This is a genomic window from Streptomyces sp. NPDC043861 (assembly GCF_056435905.1).
The window spans coordinates 68570-90581 of the sequence record NZ_JBWKDP010000016.1 but is presented as its reverse complement, the minus strand read 5'-3'; the positions used below and the strand labels follow the sequence as shown (position 1 = coordinate 90581).

Annotated in this window: 26 protein-coding genes and 1 riboswitch; of the genes, 11 read left to right on the top strand and 15 right to left on the bottom strand. The window is 70.1% G+C overall.

Going from position 1 to position 22012, the window contains the following annotated elements; genetic code table 11:
• Nucleotides 1-32 precede the first annotated feature (32 nt).
• The 3 genes from AC068D_RS29855 to AC068D_RS29845 form a co-directional block, all read right to left on the bottom strand.
• On the bottom strand, nt 33-509 hold the full coding sequence (locus AC068D_RS29855) for a C40 family peptidase (protein WP_478826208.1): 477 nt from the start codon (nt 507-509) through the stop codon (nt 33-35).
• 3 nt (nt 510-512) lie between these two features.
• A riboswitch (cyclic di-AMP (ydaO/yuaA leader) is annotated at nt 513-667 on the bottom strand.
• A gap of 365 nt (nt 668-1032) precedes the next feature.
• On the bottom strand, nt 1033-1344 hold the full coding sequence (locus AC068D_RS29850) for a hypothetical protein (RefSeq protein WP_478826207.1): 312 nt from the start codon (nt 1342-1344) through the stop codon (nt 1033-1035).
• A 7-nt stretch (nt 1345-1351) separates the two neighbouring features.
• Complete coding sequence (locus AC068D_RS29845; protein WP_478826206.1) at nt 1352-1987, bottom strand: ATP-dependent Clp protease proteolytic subunit; 636 nt, start codon at nt 1985-1987, stop codon at nt 1352-1354.
• A gap of 107 nt (nt 1988-2094) precedes the next feature.
• Between AC068D_RS29845 and AC068D_RS29840 the strand changes: the two genes are divergently transcribed.
• Nucleotides 2095-2397, top strand: coding sequence for a type II toxin-antitoxin system Phd/YefM family antitoxin (locus tag AC068D_RS29840; protein WP_478826205.1), 303 nt, complete (start codon nt 2095-2097; stop codon nt 2395-2397).
• Between the two features lie 165 nt (nt 2398-2562).
• Here AC068D_RS29840 and AC068D_RS29835 read toward each other — a convergent pair whose 3' ends face one another.
• Complete coding sequence (locus tag AC068D_RS29835) at nt 2563-3552, bottom strand: ABC transporter permease (RefSeq protein WP_478826204.1); 990 nt, start codon at nt 3550-3552, stop codon at nt 2563-2565.
• Nucleotides 3553-3663: 111 nt separating this feature from the next.
• Between AC068D_RS29835 and AC068D_RS29830 the strand changes: the two genes are divergently transcribed.
• The 7 genes from AC068D_RS29830 to AC068D_RS29800 all read left to right on the top strand — a co-directional run bounded on the left by AC068D_RS29830 (nt 3664) and on the right by AC068D_RS29800 (nt 8958).
• The gene (locus AC068D_RS29830) at nt 3664-4284 is read left to right on the top strand and encodes a TetR/AcrR family transcriptional regulator (RefSeq protein WP_478826203.1); all 621 of its coding nucleotides are present in this window, start codon (nt 3664-3666) and stop codon (nt 4282-4284) included.
• 138 nt (nt 4285-4422) lie between these two features.
• Nucleotides 4423-4725 carry an urease subunit gamma gene (locus AC068D_RS29825; RefSeq protein WP_478826202.1) on the top strand — a complete coding sequence of 101 codons (303 nt, stop codon included), beginning with the start codon at nt 4423-4425 and terminating at the stop codon, nt 4723-4725.
• 13 nt (nt 4726-4738) lie between these two features.
• A complete protein-coding gene (locus AC068D_RS29820; protein WP_478826320.1) occupies nt 4739-5050 on the top strand; it encodes an urease subunit beta in 312 nt (103 codons plus the stop codon).
• On the top strand, nt 5043-6764 hold the full coding sequence (locus tag AC068D_RS29815) for an urease subunit alpha (RefSeq protein WP_478826201.1): 1722 nt from the start codon (nt 5043-5045) through the stop codon (nt 6762-6764). Before AC068D_RS29820 ends, AC068D_RS29815 begins: the two co-directional genes overlap by 8 nt.
• A 3-nt stretch (nt 6765-6767) precedes the next feature.
• On the top strand, nt 6768-7463 hold the full coding sequence (locus tag AC068D_RS29810; protein ID WP_478826200.1) for an urease accessory protein UreF: 696 nt from the start codon (nt 6768-6770) through the stop codon (nt 7461-7463).
• A gap of 20 nt (nt 7464-7483) precedes the next feature.
• Nucleotides 7484-8173, top strand: a complete 690-nt coding sequence (gene ureG, locus AC068D_RS29805; RefSeq protein WP_478826199.1) for an urease accessory protein UreG — start codon at nt 7484-7486, stop codon at nt 8171-8173.
• Nucleotides 8170-8958, top strand: coding sequence for an urease accessory protein UreD (locus tag AC068D_RS29800; RefSeq protein WP_478826319.1), 789 nt, complete (start codon nt 8170-8172; stop codon nt 8956-8958). The genes ureG and AC068D_RS29800 overlap by 4 nt, the downstream gene beginning before the upstream one ends.
• On the opposite strand, the gene AC068D_RS29795 is transcribed toward AC068D_RS29800, so the two are convergent.
• From AC068D_RS29795 to AC068D_RS29785, 3 genes are all read right to left on the bottom strand, one after another.
• Nucleotides 8925-9644, bottom strand: coding sequence for a lysophospholipid acyltransferase family protein (locus tag AC068D_RS29795; protein ID WP_478826198.1), 720 nt, complete (start codon nt 9642-9644; stop codon nt 8925-8927). The genes AC068D_RS29800 and AC068D_RS29795 overlap by 34 nt on opposite strands.
• 78 nt (nt 9645-9722) lie before the next feature.
• Nucleotides 9723-10382, bottom strand: a complete 660-nt coding sequence (locus tag AC068D_RS29790) for a TetR/AcrR family transcriptional regulator (RefSeq protein WP_478826197.1) — start codon at nt 10380-10382, stop codon at nt 9723-9725.
• A gap of 1 nt (nt 10383) precedes the next feature.
• Complete coding sequence (locus AC068D_RS29785) at nt 10384-11079, bottom strand: type 1 glutamine amidotransferase domain-containing protein (RefSeq protein WP_478826196.1); 696 nt, start codon at nt 11077-11079, stop codon at nt 10384-10386.
• Nucleotides 11080-11238: 159 nt separating this feature from the next.
• Between AC068D_RS29785 and AC068D_RS29780 the strand changes: the two genes are divergently transcribed.
• Nucleotides 11239-12204 carry a LysR family transcriptional regulator gene (locus tag AC068D_RS29780; RefSeq protein ID WP_478826195.1) on the top strand — a complete coding sequence of 322 codons (966 nt, stop codon included), beginning with the start codon at nt 11239-11241 and terminating at the stop codon, nt 12202-12204.
• A gap of 168 nt (nt 12205-12372) precedes the next feature.
• On the opposite strand, the gene AC068D_RS29775 is transcribed toward AC068D_RS29780, so the two are convergent.
• The 5 genes from AC068D_RS29775 to AC068D_RS29755 form a co-directional block, all read right to left on the bottom strand.
• Nucleotides 12373-12531 (bottom strand): hypothetical protein, encoded by a 159-nt coding sequence (locus AC068D_RS29775; RefSeq protein WP_478826194.1) that lies wholly within the window; start codon nt 12529-12531, stop codon nt 12373-12375.
• 181 nt (nt 12532-12712) lie between these two features.
• Nucleotides 12713-13672 carry a cytochrome c oxidase assembly protein gene (locus AC068D_RS29770; RefSeq protein ID WP_478826193.1) on the bottom strand — a complete coding sequence of 320 codons (960 nt, stop codon included), beginning with the start codon at nt 13670-13672 and terminating at the stop codon, nt 12713-12715.
• Nucleotides 13673-13812: 140 nt separating this feature from the next.
• Nucleotides 13813-14838: a 6-phosphofructokinase gene (locus tag AC068D_RS29765; RefSeq protein WP_478826192.1), complete on the bottom strand. Its 1026-nt coding sequence runs from the start codon at nt 14836-14838 to the stop codon at nt 13813-13815.
• Nucleotides 14839-15048: 210 nt separating this feature from the next.
• On the bottom strand, nt 15049-15777 hold the full coding sequence (locus AC068D_RS29760) for a type 1 glutamine amidotransferase (RefSeq protein WP_478826191.1): 729 nt from the start codon (nt 15775-15777) through the stop codon (nt 15049-15051).
• A gap of 32 nt (nt 15778-15809) precedes the next feature.
• Nucleotides 15810-17057: a MurT ligase domain-containing protein gene (locus AC068D_RS29755; protein WP_478826190.1), complete on the bottom strand. Its 1248-nt coding sequence runs from the start codon at nt 17055-17057 to the stop codon at nt 15810-15812.
• A 124-nt stretch (nt 17058-17181) separates the two neighbouring features.
• Here AC068D_RS29755 and def point away from each other — a divergent pair, with 124 nt between their 5' ends.
• Nucleotides 17182-17745 (top strand): peptide deformylase, encoded by a 564-nt coding sequence (def, locus tag AC068D_RS29750; protein WP_478826189.1) that lies wholly within the window; start codon nt 17182-17184, stop codon nt 17743-17745.
• A gap of 175 nt (nt 17746-17920) precedes the next feature.
• Here def and AC068D_RS29745 read toward each other — a convergent pair whose 3' ends face one another.
• Nucleotides 17921-18574, bottom strand: a complete 654-nt coding sequence (locus AC068D_RS29745) for a TetR/AcrR family transcriptional regulator (RefSeq protein ID WP_478826188.1) — start codon at nt 18572-18574, stop codon at nt 17921-17923.
• Nucleotides 18575-18737: 163 nt separating this feature from the next.
• Between AC068D_RS29745 and AC068D_RS29740 the strand changes: the two genes are divergently transcribed.
• Entirely contained in the window at nt 18738-19964 is a 1227-nt protein-coding gene (locus AC068D_RS29740; protein ID WP_478826187.1) for an acyl-CoA dehydrogenase family protein, read from the top strand.
• Between the two features lie 637 nt (nt 19965-20601).
• Here the strand turns inward: AC068D_RS29740 and AC068D_RS29735 are convergent.
• Complete coding sequence (locus tag AC068D_RS29735) at nt 20602-21087, bottom strand: glutathione peroxidase (RefSeq protein WP_478826186.1); 486 nt, start codon at nt 21085-21087, stop codon at nt 20602-20604.
• 30 nt (nt 21088-21117) lie between these two features.
• A complete protein-coding gene (locus AC068D_RS29730) occupies nt 21118-22002 on the bottom strand; it encodes an acyl-CoA thioesterase (RefSeq protein ID WP_478826318.1) in 885 nt (294 codons plus the stop codon).
• Between the last annotated feature and the right edge of the window lie 10 nt (nt 22003-22012).

The window sequence follows — 22012 nt, the reverse complement described above, 5'->3', positions numbered from 1 at the left end:
ACCTCACTGGGCCGTTTGCCCGTCCGTGCAGGTCAGCGCACGCGTCCATAGCGGACGCTCTTGGACCAGATCTTGCTCAGTTTGACGACGGAGCCGGTCTTGGGGGAGTGCCAGATCTTTCCGTGACCCGCGTAGATCCCGACGTGGTAGATGTTCCCGCGGTAGTGGAAGAACACCAGGTCGCCCACCTGGCGGGTGGATGCACGGATGTGCCGCGTGCGGTTGTACTGCGCCTGTGCCGTGCGCGGCAGGGCCTTGCCCGCCTTCTTGTACGAGTACAGGGTGAGCCCCGAGCAGTCGAAGCGGTGCGGGCCCGTGGCGCCGTACCGGTACGGGGCGCCCTTCTTGGAGGCGGCCACCTTGAGGGCCTTCGATGCGTGTGCGGTGGCGGCCTGGGCCTCCTGTGTGCCGCCCGGTACGAGCAGGGAGCCGCCGACGGCGGCGATGGTGAGAGCCGAAACGGCGCCCGTCCGGGAGAGCAGGGACGGACCGTGTGTCTGCGCAGTCATGCGCAACCCTTCGTCAGCCGCCTGTGAAGGATGACCTGTCGGGTTCGGGCCAACGAAGATGCCCGGCCGCGCAAGCGGCTTCACCCCAAGGCCCTGCCGTGTCGGCGGCCGGGCCGTACTGCGTGGGTCCTCCACTCCTGCCGAAGCACTGATGTCGACCAGGCATCCGGTGCGGCGGCAGGACTCGGCGTCCGCCCGGACCGCCCCGCCGCGGTGGCGGGGGCTTGTCGTCCCAGGGATCTTGACGCACGAACTGCCGGATTTCCGAGTCGAAACGGCGATTTGTGAGGCTCCTCACCACTGATCCATTCAGGTGGACGGACCCATTTGGCCGACGGACGAGGGAGGCGTGACGAGCGCTGGACCAGCAGCGGAACCTCTCATTCCGCCGAATGGCCCATCAGGTTGCGCAACTCGCACGGCACTTATGTCGAAGCCACGCCTACGCCGGTTGGCCGACACCCACTCGTACGCCTGCCCACCCCCGCAGCCGCGCCTCCGTCGCCGCTCTCCGGGCGCCGGTTCAACTGGTCGGCTCCGGAGGGACGATGATTCGCGCCGCCCTTCGCTCCCCGTCCAACACCCGCAGTGCGTGGGCAAGTGTGGGGGTGTGGAGCTCGCTCTCGCCGCGGGCGTGCATCAGTGCGAGCGCGTCCCGGAGGCCAACAGCGTGTGCGGCCAGTGCCTGTGCGGCGCGCAGGGCGGCATAGGTGTGTGCGGCGCCCCCGGCCGGGTTGATTCGTCCGAGCTGGTCGACGACTTCGAGATAGCGGTCGATGAACTCGCTTTCGGCGCGCGTCAGTGCGGGCAGCGGTGGCAGTTCCGGGAGCAGCACCGACGGCTCACCGGGCCGAGGGGGAAGCGGCGGACGTCCTGCGGCTCTTGATGATGTGGTCGACGAGGCCGTACTCCCTGGCTGCCGGCGCATCGAAGACGGTGTCGCGTTCGAAGGCGGAGGAGATCTGCTCCTCGCTTCTTCCGGTGTGCCGCGACAGCATCCTGGCCATCTCCTCGCGCAGTCGCAGCAACTCGCGTGCCTGGATGTCCAGATCGGTCGGCTGCCCCTCCACGGGCTCGGTCATCGCGGGCTGCCGGACGACGACCCTCGCTCCCGGCAGCGCCATGCGCTTGCCGGGAGTCCCCGCCGCGAGCAGCACGGCGGCCGTGGAGGCAGCCTGGCCCAGACATGTCGTCGCCACATCGCAGGTCACCACCTGCATCGTGTCGTAGACGGACATCATGGCGGTGATGGAGCCGCCCGGGGAGTTGATGTAGAGGCTGATGTCCTGGTCGGGGGCGGCGTGCTCGAGGTAGAGGAACTGGGCGATGACGTCGTTGGCCGAGGTCTCGTCGATGGGCGTGCCCAGGAACACGATCCGCTCCTCCATCAGCTTCGAGTAGGGGTCGAGCGTGCGAAGGCCGACGCTGGTGCGCTCGGTGAGCTCCGGCAGGACGTATCGGGCGTAAGGGCGGTTCATGGCGTACCTCTCCTCGTCGCTGAAGCGGTCGTGCGGTGCGGTGGGTCGTGCGGTGCGGTGGATCTGTAAAAAATGTACAGGACGTACATCTCGTTATGATGGGGAGCATGGCCTATGAGATTCCGGTGACGCAAGCACGTGCGGAGCTCGCCGAACTGATCAACCGCGTTGTGTACGGCGGCGAGCGCGTCGTCGTGACCCGCCACGGGAAACCCCTCGTGGCCCTGGTCTCCGCCGCTGACCTGGAGCGACTCGACGGTCTCGAGGAGGCCGGGGGTGCGGAGCACCCGGCCGGCGAACGGCCCGTCACCTCGGTGTCGACGGTCTCCACGCCGACGACGTCCGCTCCGGGCGAACGCGGCCGGTTCGGCCTCGCGGCCCAGCACCGGCAGCCCGGCGTGAATACCTGACCGACCCGGGCCCACGCACGCAGTGGCGTGCGGCCGTGGCCGGGTGCGGGGCGGGCACGCACTGCGGGGACGCGGGCGCGCATGGGAAGACCGTGTGTCCCCGCTGCAGCGGGGACACACGGTCTTCCGGGCCGGCGCTCGGGCGCCCTGTCGGGTGCCGGCGGTTCAGCTCGCCGGTGCGGGGGCCGGGGCCGGTTCGAGAGCCGGTCCGGTCGAACGGCGGCGGCCACCGGCCAGCGTGGCAGCAACTCCGAGGAGCGCCCACAGGGTCAGCGTCACCGCGGGTGCGGCGGCCGAGCTGCCGTCGAAGAAGGCGACCGACCGCAGCAGTGAACCTCCTGCACCCGGCGGCAGCCACTGGCCGATCAGTCCGGCGGGCTCGGGCAGCAGCTCCGGCGCGCTCGACATGCCCGAGAACGGATTGCCGATCAGAATGATCAGCAGGGCGCCCAGGCCGATGCCGCCCGGTCCGACGAGTGCGGCGAGTCCCGCGACGGTGGCGCCGACGGCCAGCACGGTCAGCCCGAGCACTCCGGCCTCCGCCCACCAGTTGCCGGTCAGGGCTCCCAGCCAGTTGTGGGCGATGACGGTCGCGGTGATGCCGACGAGGGCGGCGGTACCGAGCAGTGTCGCCACCGCCCGCGTCCCGCGCAGTTTCAGTACCGTCACCGCGGCTCCGGCCGCCACGCCCGCCAGGGCGAGCGGAAGGATGCTCGACGCCAGTGCGCCGCCCCGGGGGTCGTCCGAGGGGGCCGGGACGACGTCCTCGGCCTCCACCCGGGTGCCCGCGGGTGCACCGGCCGTCAGGGACTCCCTGAGCAGCTGGGCCACGACCGGGCTCGCGGCGGACGCCGTGAGCGTCTTCGGTCCCTCGGGGGTCGCCACGACCGCGCCGTACACGGTGCGGTCCTCTATCGCCTCCCGGGCGGCGGCCTCGTCCTCATAGCGGTGCACGTCGAACGCTTCTCCGTGCTGCACGAACCGGTGCTCCAGCTGCGCCGTCGCGGCTGCCGGGCCCGCGACGCCGATGGGCAGCTCGCGCGGCGCCATCCGGGCTGCAGGCCAGGCGAAGGCCCAGAGCGCCAGGGCCACGACGACGGGGACAAGGGCCATCACCGCGATCATGCGGCGACGGGGTGCGGCGGGGGCGGACATGCTGTGCCTCGATTCGGATGCTCAAAAAGAAGGATCGTTCGTTTTGCTTGCTCAATGTCCTGCGGAGCGTCCTCATTTGTCAAGAATGAATGTTCGTTTTAGATTGGGATCATGGCCCGTGTATCCCAGGAACACCTCGATGCCCGCCGCCGCCAGATCCTCGACGGTGCCGCGCGCTGCTTCGCCCGCAATGGCTTCCATGCCACGTCGATGCAGGACGTCCTCGCCGAGGTGGGCCTCTCGGCCGGCGCCGTCTACCGCTACTTCCGCGGCAAGGACGAGCTCATCCTCGCCATCGCCGAGGAGGCCTTCACCGGGGTGCGGGCCGCCTTCGAGGAGGCCGCGAGCGTGTCACCGCCGCCGACCCCCGACGCGCTCCTGGGGCGAGTGCTGCACAAACTGCTCGACGAGGAGGTTCCGGGGGGTGACCGGCAGGCCTTCGCGGGGCTGATCGTCCAGGTCTGGACCGAGACGCTGCGCAACGAGCAGCTCTCGCGCATGCTCCACGAGGGCTTCGGCGACATGCGGAAGGCATGGGCCAGGCTCGTCGACACCTACCGGGACCGTGGGATCCTGCAGGCCGATGTGCCGTCCGAGCATGTCGCGCGCACCCTCATGGCCACCGCCCAGGGGTTCATCGCCCAGCAGGCCCTGTTCGGGGACACGGAGACGAAGGTCCTGGCGGACGGACTCCGCGGGCTGATGTCCATGCAGGTCCCCAAGATCAGTTAACGCGCCGGAAAAACTTCCGCCCTAACGTTCAAACGTCGGTCACGCCATGCCCGTATCGCGATCAACGGAGTGTTGACGCGGGTTACGGTCCCGCTGACACGCACAGGCCCCCGGCCGGACGACTTTTGAGGTGGAAGCGTGCAACTGACCCCGCACGAGCAGGAACGCCTGCTCATCCATGTTGCAGCGGACGTCGCCGGCAAGCGCAGGGCCCGCGGGGTGAAGCTCAACCACCCCGAGGCGGTCGCCCTCATCACGTCCCACATCCTCGAGGGGGCCCGCGACGGACGCACCGTCGCCGAGCTCATGGCCTCCGGGCGCAAGGTGCTCACCCGTGACGACGTCATGGCCGGCATCCCCGAGATGATCCACGACGTCCAGGTCGAGGCGACGTTCCCCGACGGCACCAAGCTCGTCACCGTCCATGACCCGATCGTCTGACGGGCGGCCGCTGATGATTCCCGGGGAGATCCTGTACGCGGACGAGCCGGTCAGGCTGAACGAGGGCCGTGAGGTCACCCGCCTGACCGTCCTCAACGCCGCCGACCGGCCCGTCCAGGTCGGCTCCCACTACCACTTCGCCGAGGCCAATCCCGGCCTGGACTTCGACCGCGCCGCGGCCCGGGGGCGGCGGCTGAACATCGCGGCGGGCACCGCCGTGCGCTTCGAGCCCGGCATCCCCGTCGACGTCGAACTCGTACCACTGGCCGGTCTGCGTGTCGTGCCGGGACTGCGGGGAGAGACCGGAGGTGCCCTCGATGGCTGAACTGACGCGTGCCGCCTATGCCGACCTGTTCGGCCCCACGACGGGCGACCGTATCCGGCTCGCCGACACCGCGCTGCTCATCGAGATCGAGGAGGACCGTTCCGGCGGTCCCGGACGCGCCGGTGACGAGGCGGTCTTCGGTGGCGGCAAGGTGATCCGCGAGTCGATGGGCCAGTCCCGTACGACGCGCGCCGAGGGCGCCCCGGACACCGTCATCACCGGAGCGGTGGTCCTCGACCACTGGGGGGTCGTCAAGGCGGACATCGGCATCCGCGACGGCCGGATCACGGGCATTGGCAAAGCGGGCAATCCCGACACAATGGATGGCGTCCACCCCGAGCTGGTCATCGGACCCGAGACCGAGATCGTCGCGGGGAACGGCAGGATCGTCACCGCGGGTGCCATCGACGCCCATGTCCACTTCATCTCGCCGACGATCGTCGACCAGGCCCTGTCCTCCGGAATCACCACGCTCGTCGGTGGCGGCACCGGGCCCGCCGAGGGCACCAAGGCCACCACGATCACCCCGGGGTCATGGCACCTGGCCAGGATGTTCGAGGCCCTCGAGCACTACCCGGTCAACATCGGACTGCTGGGCAAGGGCAACACCGTGTCGCGCGAGGCGATGCACGCACAACTGCGCGGCGGAGCGATCGGGTTCAAGATCCATGAGGACTGGGGTGCGACCCCCGCCGCCCTGGACGCATGCCTCGCCGTGTGCGAGGAGACGGGTGCGCAGCTCGCGGTCCACACGGACACCCTGAACGAGGCGGGGTTCGTCGCCGACACCCTGGCTGCGATCGCCGGACGGACGATCCATGCGTACCACACCGAGGGCGCGGGCGGCGGTCATGCGCCGGACATCATCACGGTCGTCTCGGAGCCGTACGTCCTGCCCAGCTCCACCAACCCGACCCGCCCGCACACCGTCAACACCATCGAGGAACACCTCGACATGCTGATGGTCTGCCACCACCTCAACCCGGCGGTCCCCGAGGACCTCGCCTTCGCCGAGTCCCGGATCCGGCCGTCGACCATCGCGGCGGAGGACATCCTCCACGACCTCGGTGCGATCTCCATCATCTCGTCGGACTCCCAGGCCATGGGACGCATCGGTGAGGTCGTCCTGCGGACCTGGCAGACGGCACATGTCATGAAGCAGCGCCGAGGCGCGCTTCCGGGCGACGGCCGGGCCGACAACCTCCGGGCCCGTCGGTATGTCGCCAAGTACACGATCAACCCGGCCGTGGCCCAGGGCATGGACCACCAGATCGGGTCGGTCGAGACGGGCAAGCTGGCCGATCTGGTCCTGTGGGAGCCCGCCTTCTTCGGCGTCAAGCCCCAACTGGTCATCAAGGGAGGCCAGATCGCGTATGCGCAGATGGGCGATGCCAACGCCTCGATCCCCACTCCGCAGCCCGTCCTCCCGCGGCCCATGTTCGGCGCCATCGGCCGCGCCCCGGCCATGAACTCCCTCAACTTCGCCACCGAACGGGCGATCGAGGACGGCCTGCCGGAGAGGCTCGGCACCGGCAAGCGCTTCGCCCCGATCCGTAGCACTCGTGGTGTGACGAAGGCGGACATGCGCGAGAACGACTGCCTGCCACGCGTGGACGTCGACGCCGACACCTTCACCGTGACGATCGACGGCGAAGCCGTGGAGCCCGCACCGGCGGAGGAACTTCCCATGGCCCAGCGGTACTTCCTCTTCTGACCCATGGACGCGAACCCACACACGGCCTCGCCGTCCCAGGCTCGCGCTGCACTGCTCGTCCTCGCCGACGGACGGTTCCCGGCCGGGGGTCACGCACACTCGGGCGGAGTGGAAGCCGCCGTGAAGGCGGGGAGGATCAGGGACGCCGCCGGACTGGCCGCGTTCTGTCGCGGACGGCTCCACACCACGGGACTGACCTCCGCCGCGCTCGCTGCAGCCGCGGCGCTCGGCCTCGATCCGCTTGCGCTGGACGAGGCCGCCGACGCCCGCACCCCCTCGTCCGCACTGCGCGCGACCGGCCGCAAACTCGGCCGGCAGCTGATGCGGGCGGCCCGTGCCACCTGGCCCTCACCCGAGCTCGACGCACTCGCGTCGGCGTCGCCGAAAGGGGCCCACCAGCCGGTGGTGCTCGGCCTCGCCGCACGCGCGGCCGGACTGACCCCGCAGGACGCCGCGCACTGTGCCGTGTACGAGGCGGTCGGCGGACCGGCCACCGCCGCGGTACGCCTCCTCGGCCTGGACCCTTTCGAGGCCACCGCCGTCCTCGCCCGCCTCACGCCGGACATGGACCAGGTCGCCGGGCGAGCCGCAGCCGCGGCCGGCCGGGGCATCGACGCCCTGCCCGCAGCCTCGGCACCGCTTCTCGACATCACGGCCGAGCAGCATGCGGCCTGGCCCGTACGTCTCTTCGCCTCGTAACCGTCCACAGGAGTCTCGTCATGCACTTCGGCCGCACCCACGACAACGACGCCCCGTCCGCCGTCAGTGCCGACGCCGTACGGCCCGACGGCACGCGGCGCGCCCTGCGCATCGGGCTCGGCGGCCCCGTCGGCTCCGGTAAGACCGCGACCGTCGCCGCGCTCTGCCGTGCCCTGCGCGACCGGCTCTCCATCGCCGTCGTCACCAACGACATCTACACCCGCGAGGACGCCGACTTCCTGCTGCGTAACGCGGTGCTGCCGCCCGAGCGCATCCAGGCCGTCGAGACCGGCGCCTGCCCGCACACCGCGATCCGCGACGACATCTCGGCCAACCTCGAAGCCGTCGAGGACCTGGAGGACACGGTCGGTCCCCTCGATCTGATCCTGGTCGAGTCCGGCGGTGACAACCTCACCGCCACGTTCTCCAGGGGCCTCGTCGACGCCCAGATCTTCGTCATCGATGTCGCGGGCGGCGACGACATCCCCCGCAAGGGCGGCCCCGGTGTCACCACCGCCGACCTCCTCGTCATCAACAAGACGGACCTCGCCCCCCATGTCGGCTCCGATCTGCAGCGGATGGCCCGGGACGCGAAGGAGCAACGGGGCGAACTTCCCGTCGCCTTCACCTCGCTCACCGCCGAGAACGGCGTGGGCCCGGTCGCCGACTGGGTGCGCGCGAAGCTCTCGTCATGGACCGCGGCCGCATGAGCGTCCGGGCCACCGCCCGGGTCGTCGCCACCCGCGACGGCGGTCTGCCCGTGCTGGAGAGCGCCGGGCCGCTCGCGCTGCGCCGTACCCGGTCCGACGGGACGTACACCCGGGTCACGGTCGTCGGCGCCATGAGCGCACCGCTGGGCGGAGACCGGCTGGCCATCGAGGCGGACGTCCGCACGGGCGCCGCGCTGCGCATCGACTCGGCCGCCGCGACGGTCGCCCTGCCGGGGCGTGAACCGGGGCGGCAGGCCACGTACGACGTCATGCTGACCGTGGGCGAGGACGCCGAGCTGCAGTGGATGCCCGAACAGCTCATCAGTGCCCGGGGGAGCGATCTGCGGATGAGTACCCGCGTCCAGCTCGCCGCCACGGCACGGCTGTTGCTGCGCGAGGAGCAGGTCCTCGGAAGGCACGGGGAGGACACCGGCAGTCTCACCGCCCGGCTCACGGTGCATCGCGCGGGCCGTCCCCTGCTCGACCAGGAGCTGGCCTACGGTCCTGCCGCGCCCGCCGGCCCGGACGGCTGGGACGGCGGAGCCGTCCTCGCGGGACACCGTGCCGTCGGTCAACTTCTCGTTGTGGAACCCGAGTTGGACAAACAACCTGCCGAGCCCATGCAGTTCGGCGAAACGGCCGTACTCACACCGCTCGCGGGGCCGGCCGTACTGGTGACCGCGGTGGCCCGGGACGCGCTGGGACTGCGCAGGCTGCTCGATGATGCCCTCGCCGCCCGGCCATGGACCGGTCAGCGCCGCAGCCGCGGGAACTTCCTGGTCTGATGCGCTGCGGCGGCCTGTTCGGCTTTCACCTTGGCGGCGTACTCGTCCACGTACTCCTGGCCGGAAAGGGCCAGGATCTCGTACATGATCTCATCGGTCACGGCGCGCAGTACCGCCTTCTCGTTCTCCATGCCCGCGTACCGTGAGAAGTCCATCGGCTCGCCGAAGCGAATGGTCACCCGCTTGATCCTCGGCAGGACCTGTCCGGGCGGCTGGATCTCGAACGTGCCGACCATCGCGCACGGCACCACCGGCACCTGCGCCTTGAGGGCCATCACGGCGACCCCGACCTTGCCCTTGTACAGTCGCCCGTCGTGCGAGCGCGTGCCCTCCGGATAGATGCCGAGCAACTCGTCCCGGCCCAGCACCCCGAGCCCCTCGCGGATGGCTGCCTGCCCGGCGTCCTTGCCCGATCTGTCCACCGGGATCTGTCCGGCGCTGCGGAAGAACGCGGCGGTCAGACGGCCCTTGACCCCGGGCCCCGTGAAGTACTCCGCCTTGGCGAGAAAAGTGATGCGCCGTTTGATGATCGCCGGCATCAGGAAGTGGTCGGAGAACGACAGATGGTTTCCCGCGACGATGGCCGCCCCCTCCGCGGGAATGAGCTCGAGTCCCTCGATCCTGGGCCGGAACAGCAACCGCAACAACGGGCCCAGGATGACGTATTTGAGCACGTAGTAGAACAAAGAGTCTCTCCCCACTGTGCCGGTTCCGGCTGCGGTGCGGCGTTCTGGCAGGTCACAGATGCTACGGAGAGGGTCAGTCTAAGTGCATGCCCGGCCGTCTGTAACGACGTCAGATCGGACTCGTGACGGTCCCTTCCCTTCCGGTGGCGACCCGTCAGGCGTCGGAGTCCGATTTCCGAGGCACGGGTGGGTCGGAGTGCCCAGCAGCCCGGCCAGCAGGGCTTCCGCAGCCGGCACGAGGAGCCGTCGGCCGTCGGCCGCCGACTCCAGCCCGGTGACGAGCGCGACGGAGATGTCGGCGGCCTCCTCGGGGGTGACGGCGGAGGGGGTGCCGGCCGCGGCGAAGAGAGCGGTCAGCAGGCGGCGCAGCTCCGCCGTGAAACCGTGGCAGATGTCGCCGAACAGACGGGTCTTCTCGTCGGTGAGCTCGGCGGTGTGCGGAGAGTCCCCGGCCAGTTCGAGGACAAGGTCGAGCCTGGCGGCCAGGACGCCCCGGATGCGCTCGGCATACGGGACGTCCCGGGCGGCGGCGTCCCGCGCCTGTCGGAGCGCCCGGGTGTGCAGACGCTCGGCGAGGCGGCGGAAGGCGTCGTCCTTGCTGCGCACGTACTGGTAGACCGCCGACCGGGACACACCCATCGTGGAGGCGATGTCGTCCATCGTGGTGCGCCGTACGCCGTACCGCCTGAGGCAGTCGTACGTCGCGTCGAGGACCTCGGTGAGGCGGTCCGCAGCCATGTCAGCCCAGCTTTTTGAGCAGTTCGGCGGCGAGGGGAGCGGAGGAGGACGGGTTCTGGCCGGTGACCAGGTTGCGGTCGACGACCACGTTCGGCGCCCACGGCTCGCCCTCCTGGAAGTCGGCGCCGATCCCGGCGAGACGGTCCTGGAGCAGCCACTTCGCCTTGTCCGCGAAGCCCGCCTGGGTCTCTTCCGCGTTGGTGAAGCCGGTCAGCCGATAGCCCGCGAACGCGTGGGTGCCGTCGCTCCTGGTGGCGGCGAGCAGTGCGGCCGGGCCGTGGCAGACCACACCGAGCGGCTTGCCGGACTCCAGGGCCAGGGTGAGCAGCCTGCCCGAGTCGGGGTCGACGGCCAGGTCCTCCATCGGTCCGTGGCCGCCCGGGTAGAAGACGGCGGCGTAGGCGTCCGGATCCACGTCCTCCAGCTTCACCGGGCGCCGCAGTTCGACGAGGGACGAGAGCGCCTTCGCGACCTGGTCCGCGCCCTCCTGCCCGCCGTTGACCTCGGGGGCCAGGCTCGCGGCATCCACGGTCGGTACGACGCCGCCCGGCGTTGCCACGACGATGTCGTGGCCCGCTGCCTTGAACGCCTCGTACGGTGCGACGGCCTCCTCGGCCCAGAAGCCGGTCGGGTGCCGGGTGCCGTCGGCAAGCGTCCAGTGGTCGGCGCCCGTCATCACGAAAAGGATCTTTGCCATGTCACTTCTCTTCCGGGAGAAGGGCCCGTCCCGGGCCCGTGGATGGTCGCGCCGCGCACTCGGGTCCGAATTCCTGACGTTCTGTGCTCGGATCGTCAGTGCGGCGGCGTCTTCGACGGTAGATCCGCCCACCCATAGGAATCCAATAGGATCGCCGTTGTGAGGAATAGGGAATCCAATGGATCGCCGGGAACGGGAACGGGACAGCGGCCCGCCGCAGGTCCGCCGGACCTGAACCTGCTGCGTACTTTCCTCGCCGTGTACCGGTCGGGGTCCTTCACCGCCGCCGCACGGCTGCTGGGCCTGTCGCAGCCCACCGTCACCACCCAGATCCGCGCCCTGGAGCGACAGCTGGACCGTGAACTGTTCGAGCGGCTGCCGCGCGGCGTCGCCCCCGCCCCCTTTGCGGACGAACTCGCGTCCCGGATCGTCGCGCCCCTCGACGCCCTCGCGGCCGTGACCGGCCACGGCGACTCCGACGAGAACGGCCCTGCCGACCCCGTCCATCTGGCCGGCCCCGCGGAGCTGCTGTGCGTACGTGTGCTGCCGGCCCTCGCACCCCTCGTCGACATGGGCGTACGGCTGCGGGTGGTCACCGGCCTCACGGAACCGCTCCTCGACGGGCTGCGTGCCGGTCGCCACGACCTGGTCCTGGCGACCGTGCGCCCGCGCGGCCGCAGCCTGACCGCACTACCGCTCATGGACGAGGAGTTCGTGCTGGTCGCCGCGCCGGCCTGGGCAGACCGCCTGGGCGGTCCGGCTCGTGTCGCCGCCGAAGGGCCGGCCCCGCTCCAGGGAATTCCGCTCGTGACGTACGCGGAGGACCTCCCCATCGCCCGCCGGTACTGGCGTCATGTGTTCGGCAGCCGGCTCACCGGGCCGGCCGCCGTGACCGTACCCGATCTACGGGGCGTGCTGTCGGCAGCCGTCGCGGGCGCCGGTTTCACGGTCCTTCCCCGCTATCTGTGCCAGGACGAAATTGCCTCGGGTGCGCTGGTCCTGCTCCACGACCCCGAGGATCCTCCGATCAACACGGGCTACCTCGTCCAGCGTCCCGGATCCGAGGGCAATCCCCATGTCGGCCTGGTCCGTGACCAGCTGCTCCAGGCAGGCCGAACGTGGTAGGGGCATCCCTTTCCGGTCCGCCGCCCGTCATGGCTGCGCCGGCCACGGACCACTGGAGACACGTCGTCCACCTCACCGGCACCGACTCCCCGGCGTACGGCAGCGGTCCCGGCGCCATGGGGCGACCCAGGATCGCGGCGCGCCGCCTCCCGACGGTCGGCCCGTGGGTCAGGTGGGCTTGGAAACCAGCATGCCGAGAGTCACGAGTCCGAGTACGACCCAGCCGAACCACAGCCAGCCGTTGCTGCCGAGCGCGACCGTGTAGGCCGTGACGACAACGAGGCTCGCGAGGGTGAGCACACCCATCGTCTTCGTGGAACCGGACATCCGCGTCCTCCTCCGGGCCGGCGCCGTGGCTGGGAGCCGTGGCCATGGCCGTGGAGCCATCGTGACCCCTGAGGCGGTACTCGCGCTACTGCCGGGTGCTCATCGCGCGGCTGCTCACCGCAGGCCCGCGCATGCCGGTCCGGACGACGGCCCGGCTCGCCCGGGCCCGCTCAGCGGCCGTTCATCGGCTGCGCGCCTGGAGGGAAGCCAGATAGGCGTTGTACGCCTCCAGCTCCTTGTCGCCGTCCCGGTCGGCGGCCCGGTCCTGGCGGACCGCCTGCCGCTGCTCGGAGTGGTACCACTGGTACACCAGCGCGATCAGCACCAGGACGGACGGAATCTCACTGAACGCCCAGGCGATGCCGCCCGCCGCGTTCTGGTCGGACAGCGCGGCGATCCCGAGGGAGGCCGGCGGATTCTCGTACGCCTTCACCATCGGCTCGCTCGCCATCATCAGCGCGATACCGAAGAACGCGTGGAACGGCATGCCGGCGAAGAGCTCCAGCATCCGCATCACATAGCCGGGGCGGTGCGGCCCGGGATCCACGCCCATGATCGGCCAGAAGAAGATCAGGCCGACGGCCAGGAAGTGCACCATCATGGCGATGTGCCCGGGCCTGGACTCCATGAGGAAGTCGAAGAGCGGGGTGAAGTACAGCCCGTACAGACTCGCGATGAACATCGGGATCGTGAACGCGGGATGCGTGACGATCCGCAGGTAGCGGCTGTGCAGCAGCGCCAGCAGCAGCTCGCGCGGACCCTTGCGGCCCCGTCCCGCGACCGGCAGCGCGCGCAATGCCAGGGTCACCGGGGCACCGAGGAGCAACAGAATCGGCGAGAGCATGCTGATCACCATGTGCTGCACCATGTGCACGCTAAACATGACCATGCCGTAGTCGTTCAGCGCGGTGCACATGACCAGCGCGATGCTGAGCACACCGATGGTGAAGAAGACCGTCCGGCCCACCGGCCACGCGTCACCGCGCCGCCTCAGCCGGACGACGCCCCAGCCGTAGAGGCCGACGGCCACCAGGCAGCCGATCAGGAAAAAGGGGTCGGCCGAGAACTCCAGGCCCCGCCCCAGCGTGAACGGCGGCAGATCCATCTGCATCCCGTGCTCGCCGTGCCCGCTGTGATCCATCTGTGTACTCCTGGAGCGTCCCGATTCGCGCTTGTTGTCCGCACCAGACTAGAACTGCCCCCGACCGCTGCCGCGGCCGGGGGCGGTTGCCTACCTACAACCGGATCGGAAGAGGTGCGACCGGCTGATGCGCCGCCGGTTCAGAGGACGCACTCGGCCTCTGCATAGCGCTCGTCCGGGACCGTCTTCAGCGTCTCGACCGCCCGTGCCAGCGGCACCATCGTGATGTCCGTGCCGCGCAGCGCGGTCATCATGCCGAACTCGCCGCGGTGCGCCGCCTCCACGGCGTGCCAGCCGAAGCGGGTGGCGAGGACACGGTCGTACGCGGTCGGCGTACCACCGCGCTGCACATGTCCGAGGATCACCGGCCGGGCCTCCTTGCCGAGGCGCTCCTCCAATTCGACGGAGAGCTGCCGGGCCACTCCCGCGAAGCGCTCGTGGCCGTAGATGTCCTTGCCGCCCTCGTCGAACTCCATCGAGCCCTCGCGAGGCTTGGCGCCCTCCGCCACGACGACGATGGCGAAACGCTTGCCCGCCTCGAAACGCGCGCCGACCCGCTTGGTCAGCTCGTCGATGTCGAAGGGACGCTCGGGCACGACGATGGCGTGCGCCCCGGCCGCCATGCCGGAGTGCAGGGCGATCCAGCCGGTGTGCCGGCCCATGACCTCCACGATCAGCACGCGCTGGTGCGACTCGGCGGTGGTCTTCAGCCGGTCGAGCGCCTCCGTGGCGACCCCGACCGCGGTGTCGAATCCGAACGTCACATCGGTCGCCGCGATGTCGTTGTCGATGGTCTTCGGCACGCCGACGATCGGCAGGCCGGCGTTGGAGAGGAGGTTGGCGGCCTTGAGCGTGCCCTCGCCCCCGATCGGGATGATCGCGTCGAGACCGAGCTCCTCGACGTGCCCCTTGGCTCGCTCCACGCCGTCGCGCAGATGTGCAGGCTGGACCCGGGACGACCCGAGGATCGTGCCGCCGCGCGCCAGGATGCCGGCCACCGCATCGAGGTCGAGCTTGCGGTAGTCGGCCTCGAGCAGTCCCTTCCAGCCGTCGTGGAAGCCGATGACCTCGTCACCGTGGTCGACGACGGCTCGGTGCACAACGGAACGGATGACCGCGTTCAGACCGGGGCAGTCGCCTCCGGAGGTGAGGACGCCAATGCGCATGAGCCCGAATACCTTTGCAACGTGGGCCAACTTCCGGACCACGTTGTCCGGCTGGATCCCCGCCACCCTACCGGCGCGGGGCGGCAGGAGCCGAACCGGAGTCCGCCCAGTGGACACCTTGGTGCGTATGGGCAACGGCGCTGTCGAACAGGCCTCACAGATGTGCGAACAGCCCGGCGGATGAGCGCCGGGCTGTTCGTCGGAGGTCCCTCAGACGGGCTGTGTCGCGGCCATGATCCGCTCGTTGCGCAGCGCCTCGTACCACCGGTCGTCGGTCGGCGGCAGAGCGTTCACATCGAGGGCCAGCTTCAGCAGGAGATCCGCGATCTGCGGGTTGCGGGCCATCACGGGACCGTGCATGTACGTGCCGAAGACGGTGTCGTTGTAGGCACCCTCGGTGCCGTCGCCGGTGCCGTTGCCCTTGCCGAGCACGGTGCGGGCGAACGGCCGGGCCGCCGGGCCGAGGTGGGTGATGCCCTGGTGGTTCTCGAATCCCGTCAGCTGCGGCAGGCCGAGACGCGGATCGATGTCGGCCAGTACGTCACCGACGCACCGCTCGCCCTCGCCGCGGGTGGAGACCACGTCGAGCAGGCCGAGTCCCGGCTCCCGCTCGCCGAGGTCGTTGATGAACTCGTGACCGAGGATCTGGTACCCGGCGCACACCGAGAAGATGATCGCGCCGTTGGCCGCCGCGCGGCTGAGACCGCCGTCGCGGCGCAGCCGTTCGGCCGCGAGCCGCTGCGGCCGGTCCTCGCCGCCGCCGATCAGGTAGATGTCGCCGGAGGTCGGCACCGGCTGGTCACTGCGGACGTCGACGCGCGTGACACCGAGTCCGCGCTGCCGGGCCCGGCGCTCCACGACCAGGGCGTTGCCCTGGTCCCCGTACGTGCTGAGCAGGTCGGGGTAGACCCAGACCAGGCGCAGACTGCTGTCGCTCATGCTCATATTCCTCTGCGGTCGGTTGCCGACGATCAGTTGCCGACGCGGCGGCGTACGTCCTGGAAGGCGGTGTAGTTGGCGATCAGCTCGATCCGCCCCGGGGGAGCGAGCCGCACGGCCTCGTCGACGGTGTCGCAGACCCGGAAGTCCAGCCCGGCCACCTCGAGACGCACGGCCAGGTCCAGCCGGCGGTCGCCGATCACGAAGATCGGGTGTCCGGCGAGACGGGTGTAGTCGACGTCCCACAGCCATGAGGTGTCGGTGCCGTCCGCGCCCCGGGCGTTGACGGAGAGGATCACCGGGGTCGGCGGCGGGTCGATCAGCGAGAAGGTCTCCAGCCAGCCGGCCGGGTTCTTCGCCAGCAGCAGCCGCAGATCGCGGCCGAGGAAGGAAACGACGTCGTACCGTCCCGCGACCGCCTGCACCTGGTACATGCGCTCAAGGGCGACCTGCGGCGGCACGCCGAAGACCGCGGCGACGGCGGCGGAGGTCGCGGCGTTCGCCTTGTTGGCACGGCCGGGCAGCTGCAGGTGGATCGGCCATGCAGAACCGTGCGGGTCGAGGACATGGTCGCCGTTGAGCGCCCAGCTCACGGCGGGGCGGCGGAATCCGCACTCGCCGCAGAACCAGTCGTCACCGGGGCGCTGCATCACGCCGCCGCAGGCGGGGCAGGACCAGGCGTCGTCCTTCCACTCCTGCCCGGCGGCCACCCACACGACATTGGGGGAGGAGGAGGCCGCCCACACGATCAGCGGGTCGTCGGCATTGGCGACGACCACCGCCTTGGTGCCGGACAGTCCCTCACGCCACTTCTCGGCGAGCATCCGGGTCTCGGCGGCACGGTCGAGCTGGTCCCGGGAGAGGTTCAGCAGCGCGATGGCCTTCGGTGTGGTGTCGCGGGCCACACCGGCCAGGTACTTCTCGTCGACCTCGATCACGCCGTATCTGGCGTCGGAGCCGCCGGCGAGTGCGGAGGTGATGCCGGCGGGCATGTTCGCGCCGAGGGCGTTCGAGACCACCGGGCCGCTGGCGCGCAGGGCCTCCGCGATGAGCCGCGTGGTGGTGGTCTTGCCGTTGGTCGCCGACACCAGGATGACGTCGAGGTGCTGTGCCAGCCGGCTCAGCAGATCCGGGTCGAGCTTGAGCGCCACCCGGCCGCCGATCACCGATCCGCTGCCACGTCCCGCTGCGCGCGACACCGCCGCTGCGGCCTTGCCTGCCGTCACGGCCAGCTTGGCCCGCGGCGACAGCGGCTCTGCGTTGCCAGGGTGTCCTGCCATCGTCCTTGATCCTCCTTGCGTCGGTCGGGGCTCAGCCTATCGAGATCCGGCCGACGGCCGAACTGCGGCTCCTCGACGAACCCGGAGGTCATCGCGGAGACAGCGGGAACGTACCCTTGCCGCCATGCGAAACCGTCCGATCCCCGGCAGTTCCGGACTCGTGCGCGCCATGAGCCTGCTCGGGGAGCCGGTGCTGCACGCGCCCTGTGAACCCGTCACCGACTTCGGTCCGTCGCTGGGTCAGCTCGTCGAGGACATGTACGCCACGATGTACGCGGCCCGCGGCGTGGGCCTGGCAGCGAACCAGATCGGTGTTCCGCTGCGGGTGTTCGTCTACGACTGTCCTGACGACGAGGACGTCCGCCATCTCGGGCACGTGGTCAATCCCCGGCTCGTGCTGACCGACGGGATCGAGGTGCGCGGCCCCGAGGGCTGCCTCTCGCTCCCCGGCCTCGAGGCGGGCACGCCCCGCTTCGACCATGCCGTGGTCGAGGGCGTCACGATGGACGGCGAGCCCGTGCGCGTGGACGGCACCGGCTTCTTCGCCCGCTGTCTGCAGCATGAGTGCGACCACCTGGAAGGCGGGGTCTATCTGGACCGCGTGACGGGCTGGCGGCGCGCCCGTGCGCTGCGGGCGGTACGGCGCGCCCCGTGGGGGCAGGGCCGCAGCCTCCCCGGCGCCCGCTAGTGCTGTGACCGGATGGGTTTGCCGGGAAGCTCGCGGCGTCCGGTGCATGGGGTCTTCCCCGGCCCCTTGGGGCCGCGGGGACGGATCGCAAGGCGGTGGGGGTGCTCCCCCCGGCGGAGCCAGGGGGAGTGCCGTGCAGGGCGTCGCGAGCCGGTGAACCCATCCGGTCACAGCACTAGAACCCCGGGCTGCCGTCGCGGTCTTCCACCTCGGCGAGGCGGCCCCACAGGAGGTCGACCAGACTGGTCACCAACTGGGCACGGGAGCAGGGGCGTTCGCCGAGCCACCAGTCTCCGGCCCCGTGCATCATGCCGACGATGCCATGTCCCCAGACCCTTGCCAGGTCGCTGCCGCCCGGACCCAGGTCGACGCGGTCCTCGATGACCTTGGCCAGTTCCTCGCCGAGGCGGCGCAGCAGCGGCGCCGAGTGGCGGCCCACGTCGAAACCCCGCTCGGACTCGGGCTGTTGCGAGTCCTCGGAAGGGTGCATCAGGAAGCGGTACACCTGGGGCCGGGCCTCGATGGCCGCGAGATAGGTGTCGAGGGTGTTCTCGACGCGCTCGCGCCGGTCTGCCGGGGCGTCCACCGCCGCCCGGAGGGCGTCCAGCAGGGCATCCGTGTGGCGTTTGGCGAGCGCCCGGTAGAGGCCGCCCTTGTCTCCGAAGTGCCGGTAGAGGATCGGCTTGGTGATCCCCGCTTCCGCGGCGATGGCGTTCATGGACGCCTGCGGTCCGTCGCGGAGCACCACGCGGTCAGCGGCTTCGAGCAGCTCCCGCCGCCGCTGGTCCGCCGACCGCTGTTGTTCGGTCTGCTGCGTTGTGGTGTCCATAGCGTTCTCCCCGCCCGTGCGAAATCCGTGAGGCCTGCGCAACGTAACACTCCGCAGGCACTTGCCGTTGATCGCACCCATTGCGGTTGACAGTCTCTACTTGGCAGTAACAGACTGTTGTTACCGCTAGTAACATGCGGGTGGATGCGCACCAGGAGGGGACATGACCGAGTTCACACTCGATCTCAACGACGACCAGAAGCAGGTCCGTGACTGGTTGCACGGCTTTGCGAAGGATGTCATCCGCCCCGCCGCCGCGGAGTGGGACGAGCGCGAGGAGACCCCCTGGCCGGTCATCCAGGAGGCCGCCAAGGTCGGTATCTACTCGCTCGACTTCTACGCCCAGCAGTACTTCGACCCCACCGGTCTCGGCATCCCCGTGGCCATGGAGGAGCTCTTCTGGGGTGATGCCGGAATCGCCCTGTCCATCGTCGGCACGGGACTCGCCGCCGTGGGTGTGCTCGCCAACGGCACCGAGGAGCAGATCGGCACCTGGATCCCGCAGATGTACGGCGACGTCGACGACGTCAAGGTCGCCGCCTTTTGTTCCTCCGAGCCCGACGCGGGCTCCGACGTCGGTTCCATGCGCACCAGTGCCGTCTACGACGAGGCCCGGGACGAATGGGTCCTCAACGGTACGAAGACCTGGGCCACGAACGGCGGCATCGCCAACGTCCACGTCGTCGTCGCGGTGGTCGACCCGATGCTGGGCTCCAAGGGCCACGCCTCCTTCATCGTGCCGCCCGACACCCGCGGTCTCTCCCAGGGGCAGAAGTTCAAGAAGCACGGCATCCGCGCGTCGCACACCGCCGAGGTCGTCCTCGAGGACGTCCGGGTACCGGGCTCCTGCCTGCTCGGTGGCAAGGAGAAGCTCGACGAGCGACTCGCGCGTGCCCGTGAGCGTGCCAGGTCGGGCGGCGAGCGGGTGAAGAACGCGGCCATGGCCACCTTCGAGGCGTCCCGGCCCGCCGTCGGCGCCATGGCGGTCGGCACGGCCCGCGCCGCGTACGACTACGCGCTCGAGTACGCGAAGACCCGCGAGCAGTTCGGCCGCCCGATCATCGACAATCAGGGTGTCGCATTCCAACTCGCCGACATGCGCACCCAGATCGATGCGGCCCGGCTGCTGGTCTGGCGTGCCTCCTGGATGGCCGTGGCCGGCAAGCCGTTCACCTCGGCCGAGGGCTCGATGTCCAAGCTCTTCGCCAGCGAGGTCGCCAAGAAGGTCACCGCCCAGGCGGTCCAGATCCTCGGCGGCAACGGTTACACCCGTGAGTACCCGGTGGAACGGATGCACCGTGACAGCGCGATCTACACGATCTTCGAGGGCACGAGCGAGATCCAGCGCCTGGTGATCGCCCGGACACTGTCGGGCATGCCGATCCGCTAGTGCTGTGACCGGATAGGTTCACCGGCTCGCGACGCCCTGCACGGTACCTCGCTGCGTTGTCGAATCACCCGAGTACATCCAGTACGAGGGCGATACTCCGCCTTGCGATGCACCGCACCGGACGCCGCGAGCTTCCCGGCAAACCTATCCGGTCACAGCACTAAGGCCTCTCGTTTGGATCTTGCCGGGCTCGCGTCCTGGTGCGCATGCTCGCCGCGTTGTCGTCGGTCGCCCACGCTCCGCGTGGGCTCCTTCCTCCGCCTTGCGATCGCACGCACCCTACCCCGCTCACCGATCCAGCCCGATCCAAACGCAAGCCCCTGGGCTCTGTCCGGACGATCTTCTCGGGCCCGCGCCGAGAAGCTACGGCACTCCACCTGCCACTGCTGGGCCCACGCTGCGTTGTCGAGTCGCCCGAGTACGCCCCGTACGAGGACGCTCTCCACCGGCCTCCGGCCGGTGGAGGGTACCCCCGGCCAGAGGCCGGGAGATCACCCTCGGTCCCGGCCGACTCGGGTGACGCCGACCGCAACGCGTCCTCACGGTGCTTCCCCGGCCGGCGACGCGCCGGTGGCGCACGACGAGGTGCGGGCGTACGGCAGCCGTACGCCCGCACCTCGTCGTGCGCCGGTGGCCGTCAGGCGCCCAGCTGCCCCTCGATCGCGGCCACGATCTCCTGTGCCTCGGGCTCCGTGCGCGGACGGAAACGGGTGACCTCACCCTTCGGGGAGATCAGGAACTTCTCGAAGTTCCACTGGATGTCGCCCGCCTCGCCCTCGGCGTCCGCGACCTTCGTCAGTTCCGCGTACAGAGCGTGCCGGTTCTCACCGTTCACGTCCGTCTTCTCCAGCAGCGGGAACGAGACGCCGTACGTCGTCGAGCAGAACGTCTGGATCTCCTCGGCGCTCCCCGGCTCCTGACCGGCGAACTGGTTGCACGGCACGCCCAGAACCGTGAAGCCACGGTCCCCGTACTGCTGCTGCAGCCGCTCGAGACCCTGGTACTGCGGCGTCAGACCACACTTGGACGCCACGTTGACCAGCAGCACGGTCTTGTCCGCGTAGTCGGCGAGGGACGTGGGGTCGCCGGTGAGCGTACGCAGGGGGATGTCGTGCAGAGTCATCAGCTTCTCCTCGGTAACGGTCTTCTGCGCTCACTCTCGCACGGCCGGCCGCACGGGCCGGAACAGACCCTCCTGGACCACCGACACCAGCAGCTGCCCCTCACGGTCGTAGATCCGCCCACGGGCCAGCCCCCGGCCGCCCGTCGCAATCGGCGACTCCTGGTCGTAGAGGAACCACTCGTCGGTGCGGAAGGGACGGTGGAACCACATCGCGTGGTCCAGCGACGCCATGTCGAACCCGCGCGGGCCCCACAGCGGTTCGACCGGGATGCGCACCGCGTCGAGAAGCGTCATGTCGGAGGCGTACGTCAGGGCGCAGGTGTGCACGAGCGGGTCGTCGCCCAACGGGCCGACCGCGCGCATCCACACGGCGCTGCGCGGGTCCGCCTCCTTGACCTCTTCCTTGGTCCAGCGGAGGCGGTCGACGTAGCGGATGTCGAAGGGCTGGCGGCGGGCCATGCGCTCCAGGGCCTCCGGCAGCGCCCCCAGGTGCTCACGGATCTCGTCGGCGACGCTCGGCAGCGTCTCCGGCGCCGGGAAGTCCTGCCGGGGCGGGAGCTGGTGCTCGAACCCCGCCTCCTCGGGCTGGTGGAACGACGCCGTGAGGTTGAAGATCGTGCGGCCCTGCTGGACCGCCGTGACACGGCGGGTGGTGAACGACCTGCCGTCCCTGACCCGTTCGACCTGGTAGACGATGGGGACCCCGGGCATGCCGGGGCGCAGGAAGTAGGCGTGCAGCGAGTGGACCGGGCGGACGCCGTCCGTCGTCCTGCCTGCCGCGACCAGCGCCTGGCCCGCGACCTGCCCGCCGAAGACGCGCTGCAGCGACTCGTTGGGGCTGCGCCCACGGAAGATGTTGACTTCGATCTGCTCGAGGTCGAGCAGATCGACGAGCCGCTCGGCGGGATTGGTCACCTTGTTCTCC